Raw genomic sequence first — 12,332 nt, 5'->3', positions numbered from 1 at the left:
CTCTGCGGGGAATCCGATTCCTTCCCTGCCTCAAGGCTGCGGTTTCCTCGGAGGTTTCTGATGACGCTGACCGCATCGAGGCCGCTGTCGCGCGCCGCTGGCACCGTGCGCGCGGGCCGTCCACCGGCCAGGTGGCCGCTCGTCGCGCTGCTGGGCGTGCTGTCGGTGCTGACCGTCAGCCCGTTCGTGGCCATGGTGGTCGTCGCCCTGTCGCCTGCGGGGCGGCCGACCGTGCCGGGGCGGTGGCCGGAGTCGCTCACCCTGGACAACCTCACGCGGGTGCTGTCCTCCAGCGGGTTCGTCTCGTGGACGGTCAACTCGCTGGTCTACTCCGTGGTGTCCGTGGTGGTCATCCTGCTCACCGCCTCCATGGCCGGGTACGCGTTCGCCAAGAAGCGGTTCCCGGGCCGGGACGCGATGTTCTGGACGTTCCTGGCGACCATGATGGTGCCGTTCCAGGCGACGCTCATCCCGACGTTCGTCCTGGTGAACGAGCTGGGCGGGGTGGACACGTTCTGGGGGCTGATCGTGCCGACCCTGGCCAACACCCAGGCCGTCTTCCTGATGCGCCAGTTCATCCTGGGGCTGCCGGACGAGCTGTTCGACGCCGCCAAGGTGGACGGCGCCTCCGAGCTGCGGGTCTACTGGACGATCGTGGTGCCGCTGACCCGGCCCATCCTGGCCACGCTCGGGGTGTTCGTGTTCCTGTGGCACTGGAACGACTTCCTGTGGCCGCTGATCGTGGGGCAGAGCGACACGACCCGGACCCTCACCGTGGGGCTGACCACGCTGCGGACGGAGGAGATGCAGCTGTCGGTGCTGATGGCGTCGGCGACCATCTCGGTCGTGCCGTGCCTGGTGGTGTTCTTCCTGCTCCAGCGCTACCTGGTCAACAGCATCGCGATGACCGGCCTCAAGTAGCGGGCCGGGCTCGCCTAAGCTCTCTGGATGCACATCTCGGCACAGACCCTCCGGGACCGCCTGCGCGGCTCCCTGATCGCCGCCGCGGCCACCCCCATGACGGCGGACGGCGAGGTGGACCTCGACCTCGTCGCACGCTACCTGGCCGGACTGGTCGCCGACGGGGCGGGCGCCCTGGCGGTGCTGGCCCACACGGGCCGGGGGCCGTTCCTGGCGCCGGAGATCCGGGCGGGAGTGATCGAGCGGGCCGTGGCGCTCGGCGTCCCCGTGCTCGTCGGCGTCGGCGGCCACCCCACCCCCCCGAACCGCGCCCACCCGGCCACCGGGCACGAGGCCACTGGGCACGCGGCCGCTGGACACGCGGCCGCTGGGCACGAGGTCACTGGGCACGCGGCCGCTGGACACGCGGCCGCTGGACACGAGGTCACTGGGCACGCGGCCACTGAGCACGCGGCCACCGGGCACGCGGTCACCGAGCCGATGGCCACGGAGCCGATGGTCACCGAGCCGGAGGCGGAGCGCACGGTCGCGGAGGCGCGCGTGGCGGCCGGGCTGGGCGCGGCGGGCGTCCTGGTGTTCCCCTCGGCTGGCGACAGGGCGGCGCTGCACGACGCCGTGTGGCGGGCGTCCGGACTGCCGATGATCGCCTTCGACCTCTACACCCGGCCGTGCCCGCCCGCCGTGCTCGGCGCGCTCCTCGCCCACCCCGGTGTGGCCGGGCTGAAGACGGCCCTGCTCTCCGACGCGATGGGCTGCCAGCAGGCCATCGCGCTCGCCAGGCGGGCCGGACGCCTGGCCATCACCGGGGAGGACCGCATGTTCGGCCCGTCCCTGCTGTGGGGCGCCGAGGCCGCGCTGGTGGGCATCGCCGCCGCCGGCGTGGAGATCACCGCCGCCGTGCTCGACGCCTTCAGGGGCAGCGACCTGCGCGCGTTCGAGGAGGCGTCCGCCCGCCTCGACCGGCTCGCGCAGGCCACCTTCACCGACCCCATGGAGGGCTACGTCCAGCGCATGCTGTGGCTGGCGGCGGCCGAGGGCCGGATCCCCGGCGCGTACGCCCACGACCCGTACGGCCCGCCGCTGCCCGAGGAGGAGCGCGCCGCGGTGGTCCGGCACGCGGGACGGGCCCGGCCCGAGAGCTCGGATCAGGGGGACGCGAAGCTCGCGACGTAGGAGGCGGCCACCAGGTCGAGGCCGAGCGCGGGACTCGGCCACGACACCCGCCACGGGTCAGGGGCGTCCGGTGATGGCGATGCGGACCAGGTTGCGCCGGCGCAGGCCGTAGAGGGCGCGGCGGGAGGGGTCCAGCGCCAGCTTGGGCTCGCCGCCGAACCACTGGCCGGCCAGCCCCTCCACGATGGCCTCGGCCGTGAACGACCCCAAGTCGATCTTGTACACCTTGTCGCCGTCCGTGCAGTAGGCCACCCGCCCGGTGACGAACAGCTCGCCGCCCTTCGCGCCGACCTTGAGCGTCCCGGTCACCTTCCTGGCGCCCAGGTCGAACGCGAACACCTCGCCGGTGTTCGCCATGCCGTACAGCGTGGTCATGGCCGGGCCGAGCGCGAGGGAGGCGATGTAGCGCGCGCCGGGCACCGGTTCGAGCTGCCACAGCAGCCGGCGCTCCGCCAGGTCCCAGGCCGCCAGGCGGGCCGTGGTCGTGACCGGCGGCAGGCCCAGCCCCTCCTGGACGAGGGTGCCGAGGTAGGCCGTGCCGCGCCGGGTGACGACGGAGTAGACCGTCTGCCGCTCGACGGCGGGCCGGTACGTCTCCAGCTTCCCGGTGCGAGGGGAGTAGAGCGACAGGGCGCCGTTGATGTGGCCGGGCTCCGGCTGCGTGGGCATCACGATCAGTCCGGTGCGCGCGTCGTAGGCGAGGTCGCGCGGCCGGTCCTGCTGGTTGCCGGCCCGGGCGAGCAGCTTCGCCTCGGCCTGGCCGGGGCGGTGCGCGTACAGGGCGGCCTGCGTGTAGACGCCGATGTAGGTGGTCTCGCGCACGGTGAGCATGGTCTTCGGCTCGCCGGGGATGGCGAGCCGGGTCACCTTGCCGGTCGCCAGGTCGTGGACGTCGGCGCCGCTCTTGCCGCCGACGTAGACGCGCTCGCCGTCGGAGTGGACGGACATGGGCTCCTCGGGGGCGGCGCGGAAGCCGCGCTGGACCAGGTTGCGGTAGTCGATCGTGCCCGTCGCCGGGTCGTAGACGAAGACCGCGCTGTCCTGCACGCCGTAGACGCGCCCCTGGTAGGCGAGGAGGCGGTGGGTGGCGGCCTCGAAGTACGGCACGCCGAGCACCTCGAGCCGGTCCTCGGCGATCGAGTAGCGGTAGAGCGTGCCGGTGGGGCGGCCGGCGAAGTACACGTACCCGTCGTGGACGAGCACCGAGACGATGTACTTCTCGCCCGGCGCGGTGGCCTTGACGACCTTGTAGCGGGTGGGGTCGGCCTTCTCCAGGACGACGACCTCGGCCAGCGAGTTCATGCCGCCCGCGATGTGGGTGGCGGAGACGCTCATGCTCGACACCCAGTCGCGGTCGGCCAGCTCGGCCGGGAGCAGTTCCGTGCGCGCGCCGGTGACGCGGTCGATCGCGACCAGATGCGCGTTCGCGCCGACGCCCGCGTAGACGTGCGTGTCGTCGGCCTGGATGCTGCGCACGTACGACTCGCCGGGGCTGGCCTCGCCGAGGTCCCGGCTGGCGCCGGTGGCCGGGTCGTACTCGCGGACCCGGCCGGGCTCGGAGGTGCCCAGGTAGACCTTGCCATCGGGGGAGGAGGCCATGGTCCAGATGAAGTGGTCGGGGTATCCGGCCACCTTCGTCACCGTGCCGGACACGGTGTCGATCTTGTAGAGGTCGGAGCGGGCGTGCGTGCCCGCGTAGACGTCGGTGCCCACCCGGCACATCGCCCAGACGCCGATGCCCGTCGGGATGTCGAAATGGGCCGTGACCGAATCCTTGGTCAGGTCGTAGGCGCCCACGACGTTGGGCGACAGGCCACGCGATCCGGCGTAGAGGACGTCGCCCACGATCTCGGCGTTGCCGAGCGGGCTGGCGACGCTGGCGGGGCCCAGGTCGGTGATGGTTCCCTCGGGCTGCGAGCCGTGGGCGGCCGCGGCCTGCGCGGTGGTTCCGGAGAGGGTGGCGGGCAGGGTGGCGGCCACCGTGGTGGTGGCCGCCGCCTGCAGGAAACGACGGCGGGGGATCATGTGCGGCTCCCTGATGAAGTTTGCCGCACGCTATAACGGGCTGGTCCGTAATGTCTAGATCCCGAACAGTCCGGCGGCGTTGCGCCACGCGACCCGCTCGGCCGCCTCGGCGGACAGTCCCGCCGCCGCCACCGCGCCGAAGGCCGAGGACGGGTCGATGAGCGTGGCGTCCGTGCCGAACAGCAGCCGGTGCCCGTCCACGGCCGCCGCCACCTCGGCGATGCGCCCGGCGGGGGCGTGCGACCAGCAGGGTTCGAGGTAGAGCCGGTCGCACCCGGCTGCGGCCTCGATGGCATGCCGGAACCCGTCGGCGCCCATGTGCCCCGCGATCACCCGCAGCCCCGGCGTGTCCAGGCAGACCTGGGCCAGATCCAGCACGGAGGCGCCCCAGGTGTGCACGAGCGCGGGGCAGCCGGCCTCGGCGACGAGCGCCAGGGCCTCCCGGAGCTGCGGCGAGGTGACGGGCGAGCCCGTGTAGTCGGTGTGGATCTTCACGCCGACGAACCTGCCGGTGGGAAGGTAGGCGTCCAGGTCCCGGGCCGCCTCGCGCAGCCGGCGCGGGTTGACCGTGACGTAGCCGAGCAGGCGGTCCTGCCCCTCCAGCAGCCGGGCGAGGGCGCGGTTGCCGGCAGGCGCGTCGTAGATGACCGCCTCGGTGGCCGAGACGATGGCCAGGTCGATGCCGTAGCGGTCCATGGTGGCCAGGTTGGCCTCGGCCACGTCCATGGTGAAGAACCAGGGGCCCCAGTGGGCGTGCACGTCGATGATCACGAGAGCAGCCTCCCGGCGTTGCCGCCGGCCACCGCGGCGACCTCGTCGGGCTTCAGCCCGCCGGTGGCCAGGCGCAGCAGGGGGACGAGCGGCTCGAAGTGCGGGGCGCGCGAGCCGTACAGCAGGCGGTCCGCGCCCACCTCCGCCGCCGCGGCCTCCAGCGCGTCGGGGGAGTTGAGCAGCCGGGTGGAGGTGTGGAACCCCGGCTCGTCGGCGGCCACCACCAGGAAGTCGCCCAGATGGTAGAAGTGCGTGTCGAGGAAGACCACCCGGGCGCCGATCCCCGCGAACGGCCGCCAGAACCTGCGCACGTCGCCGCCGGTGAGCACGGTCAGGTCCAGATCCGTCGCGCGGCGCGCGACGTGCCGGACGGACGGGAAGCCGGCCTCCACGCCCTGCTCCTCGGGGAAGAGCCGGACCGCCCGGACGCCCGCCGCCGCCAGCCGCTCCAACTCGCGCGCCGCCCGGATCGGGTCGCGCAGGTCCACCGCCCCCACCGGGACGAACGTGGACCCCTCCGCCCGGAGCGCGCGCAGCGCCAGCGCCTCGTCGTTGCCGGACCGGACGTCGAACAGGGCGGCGCGCAGGCTCGCCGCCGCGCCCGCCCGGATCCGGTGCCGGGCCAGCGTGCGCAGCACCTCGTCCGGAAGGCCGGGCGGTCCGTCGCGATCCGGATAGGCGCCCACGAGCACGTCCACGTCGAGCGTCACCTCCAGGCCCCCGATCAGCCTCCACGCGTCGAACGCCGTGCCGGTCCCATCCTTGGTCGTCATGCGCGCCATCATGCCATTGACGTACCGCGCTCATAAAGTTACGGTCTGGACCTAAATCGAACAGGTATGAACGCGAGGTGCTCGGCATGCTCCGACGTCTCCTGGCCGCCGTGGCCGGGCTTTTACCCGCTCTCCTCACCGCTCCGGCGGCCCAGGCCGCCGTCACCTGCGCCGAGCCGGCCGTGCGCACGTTCGGCCCGGCCTCGGTCACCGGCGCCATCGTCGGCGCCGCCGTCCACGACGGGCGCGCCTACGTCGTGACCCGTGGGCCGAAGCCGCCGGTGCTCGCCGAGTTGGACCTGAGTACCCGGAAGGTGATCAGGAGCGTCACCCTCCCCGACGGCCCGGCCACGGGCGAGCCCGAGGGCGGCTGGGCCACCGTCGTCTCCGGCGGCAAGGTGTACGTCGGCACCTACCCGGTGCCCGACCTCTACAGCTTCGACATCGCCACCGGTGAGGTGCGGCACCTGCACTCCTTCGGCCGCAACGGCGGCTTCGTGTGGAGCCTGGCCGCCGCCCCCGACGGCACCCTCTACGCGGGGACCTATCCCGGCGGCCGCGTCTTCGAGTACGTGCCCGGCACGGGCGCGGTCCGCGACTTCGGCGTGCTCGCCCAGGGTGAGCGGTACGTGCGCGCGGTCGCCGCCGACGCCGGGCACGTCTACGCGGGCCTGCTGGACAAGGCCAAGCTGGTGCGGATCGACCGGGCGAGCGGCGCCGTCCAGGAGGTGGCGGCCGCCCCCACCGGCGTGGGCGTCGTCACGCTGTACGGCGACCGCGTGCTGGCGGCCGCCGGAGCCGAGCTGATCGACGTGCGCAAGGACGGCTCCGATCCGCGGCGGGTCAAACTGGAGTCGGGCAGCCTCGACGCGCTGACCGTCGCCGCCGACGGCACGGTCTACGCCACCTCCCGCCCGGACGGCGCCGTCCACCGGTACCGGACCGGAGACACCGCGCTCACCAGGGTCGCCGACGCGCCCGCGCCCGGCGACGAGACCCGGCTGATCCACCCGCTCGGCGAGAACGCCCTCGTCGGCTTCGCGGGCAGCGGCGGCGTGTGGTCGCTGGACCCGCGCACCGGCGCGTCGGAGTTCACGGACCTGATCGACGCGGGCCTGCCCGCGGGCACCGAGCGGCCGCAGAGCATGCTGCTCGTCCCCAACCGGGCCGTGTACGTCGGCGGCCACTTCTCGATGGAGGTCCGCGACCTGCGCACCGGTGACAAGCGCCGGTTCAGGCTGCCGGGCGAGCCCAAGGACCTGGTGCGGCGGGGCGACAAGATCTACGCCGCCATGTACCCCAGCGGGCAGATCATCTCCGTCGACCTGCACACCGACGAGGTGCGCGGCGTCGGCTTCCTCGGCCACGGCCAGCAGCGGCCGTGGGACATCGAGTACGACCCGGTGACCGACAAGCTGCTGGTGGCCAGCGCCCCGCTGGGGGCGAACCTCAAGGGCGCCCTGTCCGTGGTGGACCCCCGCACCGGAGCCATCGACGTCTACGTGGACGTCATCCCCGACCAGAGCCTCATGAGCCTGTCGCTCGACGCGAAGCGGGGCGTGGTGTACCTGGGCGGCGACGTGCTCGGCGGCGGCGGTGTCCCGCCGGTGCACGCGACCGCCTCGGTCGCGGCCTTCGACCTGGGGTCCCGCAAGGTGCTCTGGCAGGTGGACCCGGTGCCCGGCCACCGCACGTTCCAGGACGTCAAGGTGCACGACGGCCTGCTGTACGCCGTCTACAAGCGCGACTCCGGCACCTGGATCGCCATGGACCTGGCCACCCGGAAGGTGGTGCGGCAGGGCACGATCGCCGGCTACGGCGAGCTGACCGTGCACCGGGGCAGGGTCTTCACCTCCGTCTTCCGCGGCGGCGGCAACGCCTACGTGCTGGGCGCCGAGGCGAAGCTGCTGGCGACCGGCCTCGGCGACGAGTGGTACACCAACCCCCAGCTCCACTTCGTACCGGGCACCTGGGACGCGTGGGCGCTCGTCGGCCGCGACCTGGCCAAGATCCGGCTGGACCCGGCCTGTCCGCCCTTGACCGTCCCGCCGGCGGCGAACTAGTTTCGGTCTGTGCCGAAATATGTGATCGATGCCCATCGGCTGATCGGACCCGTGCCGTTCGACGATCTGCCCGCCGACCCGCGGGCCGAGATGGACCGGCTGGGCATCGAGCGCGCCTGCGTGACCCACGCGCTCAGCCTCTACTCCGACCCGCAGGCCGGCAACGACGCCCTCCTGCGGCTGGACGACCCCCGGCTCGTGCCGGTGCCCGTGGTGGTGCCGGGCGTGCCGGGGGCCTCCGCCCCCTCGACTCCGGCCGAGGTGCTGGAGTGGGGCGTGCGGCTGGTCAGGCTCTGCCCGGAGCGGCACCGCTTCGACCTCACCGGGCCGGTGGCGCTGCGCTGGCTGGCGGAGCTGGGCCTGCCCGTCGCGATCGACCTGGACGAGACCTCGCCGGCCGCGCTGCGCACGCTCGCCGGGCGGCTGCCCGGCCTGCGGATCCTCGTGCTCAACCCGGGCTACCGCAGGCTGCGCGCGCTCGCCGAGCTGATGGCCGAGGCGCCGGGCGTGTGGGCGGAGATCGGCACCGTCAACACCCAGCGCGGCGTCGAATGGCTCGCCGGGCTGTTCGGCGCCGGGCGGCTCGTGTTCGGCACCGGGGCGCCGGTGGCCGACGACTGCGGCCCGCGCTTCCTGCTCGACCATCTCGACCTGGAGCCGGCCGACGTCGACCTGATCGCCGCCGGCTCCCTGGGGAGGCTGCTGTGACCACCGGCCCCGCCCGTGGCGGCGTGGCGGACGCGCCGCCGGTGCTCGACGCGCACGGCCACCTCGGCACCTGGCCCGACTTCCTCATCCCCGACCCGACCGCCGAGGGCCTGGTGGCCACGATGGACCGGATCGGCGTCACCGCGATGGGCGTCAGCCACCTGCTCGCCGTCGGCCCCGACGCCGAGACGGGCAACCGGCTGGCCAGGGAGGCCGCCGACCGGTTCCCGGGCAGGTTCGGCGTCTGGCAGGTCTACAACCCGCACCACCGCACGCCCCTGACCCGCGACGGGGTGTGGGGGGTCAAGCTGCACCCTGACGTCCACCAGTGCCCGCTCGACGACCCCCGCTACGAGCCCGTCTGGCGGCTCGGCCTGCCGGTGCTCGCCCACGGCCAGACCGACTCGCCGTGGAGCGACCCCGACCGGTTCGCCGCCGTCGCCGCCCGCCACCCGGACGTCCCCCTGCTCATGGGGCACTGCGGGCTCTGGCCGTACGGGTTCGACCGCGCGGCCCGGCTGGCGGCCGGCCACCCGAACCTGTACCTGGAGGTGTGCGGTTCCAGGATGACCGGCCGCTGGATCGCCCGGCTGGTCGCGACGGCCGGCGCCCAGCGGGTGGTGTTCGGCTCCGACGCGTGCTTCCTCGACCTGAGGACCGGCTACGGCCGCGTCGCCCTCGCCCCCCTCTCCGACGCCGACCGGGCGCTCGTCCAGGGCGGCAACCTCGCCCGCGTTCTCGGCCCGCGCGTCCTCGGCCCACGCGTCTCCGGCCGGAGCGTCTCCGGCCCGGACGACTCCGGCCATCCCATCCCCGGCTCCTGCACCCGAAGGGACGTCCCGTGACCCTCGCCCTGCACGGCGGAACCCCCGTTCGCACCGCCCCCTGGCCATCCTGGCCGCCGCCTCTCGACGCCGCGCAGCGCAAGCTGGTCACCGAGGTGCTGGAGAGCGGTCTGTGGGGGGCCACCCAGGGCGGCGGCGTGACCGACGACCTCGCCGCGGCCTTCGCCCGCCGGTCGGCCGTGCCGTACGGGGTGGCCGTCGGCAACGCCACGCTCGGGCTGTTCGCCGCGCTGCGCGGGCTGGGGGTGGGACCGGGCGACGAGGTGATCGTGCCCGCCTACACCTTCGTCGCCTCGGCCACCGCCGTGCTGCTCGCGGGCGCCACCCCCGTGCTCGCCGACGTGGACCCGGCCGACCTGCACCTGTCGCCGGAGGCCGTACGGGCCGCGCTGACCCCGCGGACCGCGGCCCTCATGCCGGTCCACCTGGCGGGCAGCCCCGCCGACATGGACCCGTTGACGGCCCTGGCCGCCGAGCACGGCCTGGCGGTCGTCGAGGACGCCGCCCAGGCGCACGGCGCCGCGTACCGCGACCGGCCCGTCGGCGGCCTCGGCGACGCGGGCGTCTACAGCTTCCAGTCGAGCAAGGCGATGACCGCGGGCGAGGGCGGGCTGATCGTCTGCCGGGAGGCGGCGGCGTACGAGGCGATCTGGTCGGCGTGCAACGTCGGCCGCCGCCTCGGCGGCCAGTGGTACGGCCACCCTTCCGTCGGCTGGAACCTGCGGCTCACCGACGTCCAGGCCGCCCTGCTGCTGCCCTGGCTGGACCGGCTCGACGGGGAGATCGCCCGCCGCGACGCCTTCTGCGCCGCCGTCGAACGCGAGCTCGCGCGTCTGCCGGAGCGGGACTCGGCCCGGCCGGTGACCGTGGTGCCCCCGCCGCCCGGCACCACCCGCGACTCCCGCCACCTGCTCATGCTGCGCGTCGAGGCCCCCGTGGAGCGTGGCTTCCTGCTGGCCGCGATGGCCGCCGAGGGGGTGCCGCTCGACGCCGGATACCCGCCGCTGGGCACGATGGACGCCCTCACCGGTGCCGGAGCCCGCGCCGAGCCGTGCCCGGCCGCCGCCGAGGCCGCCCGGACCGTGGTGTGGGTACGTCAGTCGATGCTCATGGACGACCCCGCCCGCGCCGCGGACATCGCCGAGGCCTTCGCCAAGGTCCTCGCTACCTGATCTACTTTGTAAAGGCCCTGGCCCTGGTCCACTCGGCCCAGCCGGCGCAGGTGGCGGGCCGGCGGCCGTCGACGAGGAGGTCGGCCCGCTCCCGGGTGCCGTCCTCGGCGAACCAGGCGCGCTCCGCCTCGAACCAGAGCCGCCAGCGGTCCACCAGGCCCGGTCCGTCGCGCCCGGTCACCCGCCGCAGGCGCACCGTCTCGGGCGCCTCCACCCAGACGGTGAACGCCGTCAGCCCGGCGGCCGACCTGCGGGCCGTGCCGACGCCCTCGACGATCAGCACCGGCGCGACGGGGACCGGCACGAGCTCCGCGTAGGCGCCGCGTGTCCAGTCGTAGCGGCGGAACGCCCCCGGCCGGCCGCGCCGCAGCGGCCGGAGCACCTGCTCCTCCAGCGCGCCGAACCATGGCCCCGGCCCCTCCTCCCACGGAACCGGGAAGTCGTCGCTGTGCACCACCTGGCAGCTCAGCGCCGCCGCCAGCCGGCCCGCGAACGTGGTCTTGCCCGACCCGGCCGGGCCGTCGACGGCGACGAGACGGACCGGCCCACAGGAGGGCGGGAGCGCCATGAGGTGGTGGGCCAGTGCTTGCACGCACCCAGGCTAGGGGACATGCGGGGGGAGGGGAGAGAATGTCCTTCCTTCGCGATCACAGTCTGGAGGATGACCGTGCCCGGACCTCTCGGTGACATCGTCGTGCTGGACCTGTCCCGGGCCCTCGCCGGCCCTCACGCGGCGCAGATGCTGGGTGATCTCGGGGCGCGGGTGATCAAGGTGGAGCATCCGGACAAGGGGGACGAATCTCGCGGGTGGGGGCCGCCCTTCGTCGGGCCGGATCACGATATATCCACCTATTTTCTGGCGGCCAATCGCAACAAGCAGTCCATCGCTGTCGACCTCAAGTCCTCCGAGGGCAGGCGGCTCGTCGAGCGCCTGGTCCGGCAGAGCGACGTGCTGATCGAGAACTTCCGCACCGGTGTCCTCGACCGGCTCGGCTTCCCCGTCGAGCGCCTGCACGAGCTCAACCCCCGCCTGGTCATCCTGTCGATCACCGGGTTCGGTCACGACGGCCCCGAGGGCGGCCGGCCCGGCTACGACCAGATCGCCCAGGGCGAGGCCGGCCTGATGTCGCTGACCGGCCCCTCCCGCGACGAGCCGTACCGGGTGGGCGCCTCGATCGCCGACCTGCTCGCCGGCATCCACGGCGCGTACGGCGTCGCCGCCGCCCTCTACGAGCGCGAGCGCACGGGCACGGGCCGGGTGGTGCGCACCTCGCTGCTGGCCGCGGTGACCGGCGTGCACTCCTACCACGGCACCGCCTGGACCGTGGCCGGCCACGTGCCCGGGGCCAACGGCAACCACCACGCCTCGATCGCCCCCTACGGGGCGTTCCGCTGCGCCGACGGCATGCTGCAGATCGCCGTGGCCAACGAGGGCCAGTGGCGCAAGGTCGCCGCGCTGCTCGGCCTCGACCCCGGTACCCCGAAGTACGCGACCAACCGCGACCGGTTCGCCCACCGCGACGAGCTGATCGCCGACATGGAGAAGGCGCTGGCCGCCCACGACCGCGCCCACTGGCTGGCGCGGCTGGGCGAGGCCGGAGTGCCGGCGGGGGCGATCCGCTCGCTGGACGAGGTCTACTCCTGGGAGCAGACGCGCTCGCAGGGGCTCGTGGTGGAGGTGGACCATCCGGTGCTGGGCCGGATCGAGCTGCCGGGCCCGCCGCTGCGCTTCGACGGGGCGGCCGTGGTCGAGCACACCGCCCCACCGGCACTGGGCCAGGACGGCGACGCGGTGCTCGCCTGGCTCGAAGAGCGGGAGAGATGATCGGCATTTCATGGCACCGGCCGGTGCGTTCGTGCGTCAACATTGCAGCACCGCTT

General features: G+C 73.9%; 11 protein-coding genes. 7 read left to right on the top strand and 4 right to left on the bottom strand.

The genetic code is table 11. The features are described from left to right. Nucleotides 1-60 precede the first annotated feature (60 nt). Nucleotides 61-921, top strand: coding sequence for a carbohydrate ABC transporter permease (locus FHU36_RS27975; protein ID WP_185086773.1), 861 nt, complete (start codon nucleotides 61-63; stop codon nucleotides 919-921). Nucleotides 922-948: 27 nt separating this feature from the next. Next, nucleotides 949-2,094: a dihydrodipicolinate synthase family protein gene (locus tag FHU36_RS27970; RefSeq protein WP_185086772.1), complete on the top strand. Its 1,146-nt coding sequence runs from the start codon at nucleotides 949-951 to the stop codon at nucleotides 2,092-2,094. Between the two features lie 57 nt (nucleotides 2,095-2,151). Here the strand turns inward: FHU36_RS27970 and FHU36_RS27965 are convergent, their stop codons facing one another. Genes FHU36_RS27965 through FHU36_RS27955 form a run of 3 tightly spaced genes read right to left on the bottom strand, consistent with a single transcriptional unit; the run spans nucleotide 2,152 to nucleotide 5,663 of the window. Then, a complete protein-coding gene (locus tag FHU36_RS27965; protein ID WP_185086771.1) occupies nucleotides 2,152-4,119 on the bottom strand; it encodes an NHL repeat-containing protein in 1,968 nt (655 codons plus the stop codon). Between the two features lie 54 nt (nucleotides 4,120-4,173). Continuing rightward, entirely contained in the window at nucleotides 4,174-4,890 is a 717-nt protein-coding gene (locus tag FHU36_RS27960) for an amidohydrolase family protein (protein WP_185086770.1), read from the bottom strand. Beyond that, entirely contained in the window at nucleotides 4,887-5,663 is a 777-nt protein-coding gene (locus tag FHU36_RS27955) for an amidohydrolase family protein (RefSeq protein WP_246502587.1), read from the bottom strand. Before FHU36_RS27955 ends, FHU36_RS27960 begins: the two co-directional genes overlap by 4 nt. A gap of 86 nt (nucleotides 5,664-5,749) precedes the next feature. Here FHU36_RS27955 and FHU36_RS27950 point away from each other — a divergent pair, with 86 nt between their 5' ends. From FHU36_RS27950 to FHU36_RS27935, 4 genes are read left to right on the top strand one after another with little or no spacing between them, the layout of a single operon-like run. Then, on the top strand, nucleotides 5,750-7,726 hold the full coding sequence (locus tag FHU36_RS27950) for an outer membrane protein assembly factor BamB family protein (protein WP_185086768.1): 1,977 nt from the start codon (nucleotides 5,750-5,752) through the stop codon (nucleotides 7,724-7,726). A 51-nt stretch (nucleotides 7,727-7,777) separates the two neighbouring features. After that, nucleotides 7,778-8,434, top strand: coding sequence for an amidohydrolase family protein (locus FHU36_RS27945; RefSeq protein ID WP_185086767.1), 657 nt, complete (start codon nucleotides 7,778-7,780; stop codon nucleotides 8,432-8,434). Beyond that, complete coding sequence (locus tag FHU36_RS27940; protein ID WP_312891871.1) at nucleotides 8,431-9,279, top strand: amidohydrolase family protein; 849 nt, start codon at nucleotides 8,431-8,433, stop codon at nucleotides 9,277-9,279. The genes FHU36_RS27945 and FHU36_RS27940 overlap by 4 nt, the downstream gene beginning before the upstream one ends. After that, nucleotides 9,276-10,451: a DegT/DnrJ/EryC1/StrS family aminotransferase gene (locus FHU36_RS27935; protein WP_185086766.1), complete on the top strand. Its 1,176-nt coding sequence runs from the start codon at nucleotides 9,276-9,278 to the stop codon at nucleotides 10,449-10,451. Before FHU36_RS27940 ends, FHU36_RS27935 begins: the two co-directional genes overlap by 4 nt. A gap of 1 nt (nucleotide 10,452) precedes the next feature. Here the strand turns inward: FHU36_RS27935 and FHU36_RS27930 are convergent, their stop codons facing one another. After that, the gene (locus tag FHU36_RS27930) at nucleotides 10,453-11,043 is read right to left on the bottom strand and encodes a uridine kinase family protein (RefSeq protein WP_312891870.1); all 591 of its coding nucleotides are present in this window, start codon (nucleotides 11,041-11,043) and stop codon (nucleotides 10,453-10,455) included. Nucleotides 11,044-11,112: 69 nt separating this feature from the next. Between FHU36_RS27930 and FHU36_RS27925 the strand changes: the two genes are divergently transcribed. Continuing rightward, entirely contained in the window at nucleotides 11,113-12,276 is a 1,164-nt protein-coding gene (locus tag FHU36_RS27925) for a CaiB/BaiF CoA transferase family protein (RefSeq protein ID WP_185086765.1), read from the top strand. Nucleotides 12,277-12,332: the final 56 nt, after the last annotated feature.

This window comes from Nonomuraea muscovyensis (assembly GCF_014207745.1).
In the GTDB taxonomy this organism is placed as follows: Bacteria; Actinomycetota; Actinomycetes; order Streptosporangiales; family Streptosporangiaceae; genus Nonomuraea; species Nonomuraea muscovyensis.
This window is presented reverse-complemented; position numbering and strand designations above follow the sequence as displayed.

Bases quoted from the DNA above. Each gene is read 5' to 3' on its own strand.
- FHU36_RS27975 (WP_185086773.1), top strand. From the start codon at position 61: ATGACGCTGACCGCATCGAGGCCGCTGTCGCGCGCCGCTGGCACCGTG.
- FHU36_RS27955 (WP_246502587.1), bottom strand. From the start codon at position 5,663: ATGACGACCAAGGATGGGACCGGCACGGCGTTCGACGCGTGGAGGCTG.
- FHU36_RS27965 (WP_185086771.1), bottom strand. From the start codon at position 4,119: ATGATCCCCCGCCGTCGTTTCCTGCAGGCGGCGGCCACCACCACGGTG.
- FHU36_RS27925 (WP_185086765.1), top strand. From the start codon at position 11,113: ATGACCGTGCCCGGACCTCTCGGTGACATCGTCGTGCTGGACCTGTCC.
- FHU36_RS27970 (WP_185086772.1), top strand. From the start codon at position 949: ATGCACATCTCGGCACAGACCCTCCGGGACCGCCTGCGCGGCTCCCTG.
- FHU36_RS27950 (WP_185086768.1), top strand. From the start codon at position 5,750: ATGCTCCGACGTCTCCTGGCCGCCGTGGCCGGGCTTTTACCCGCTCTC.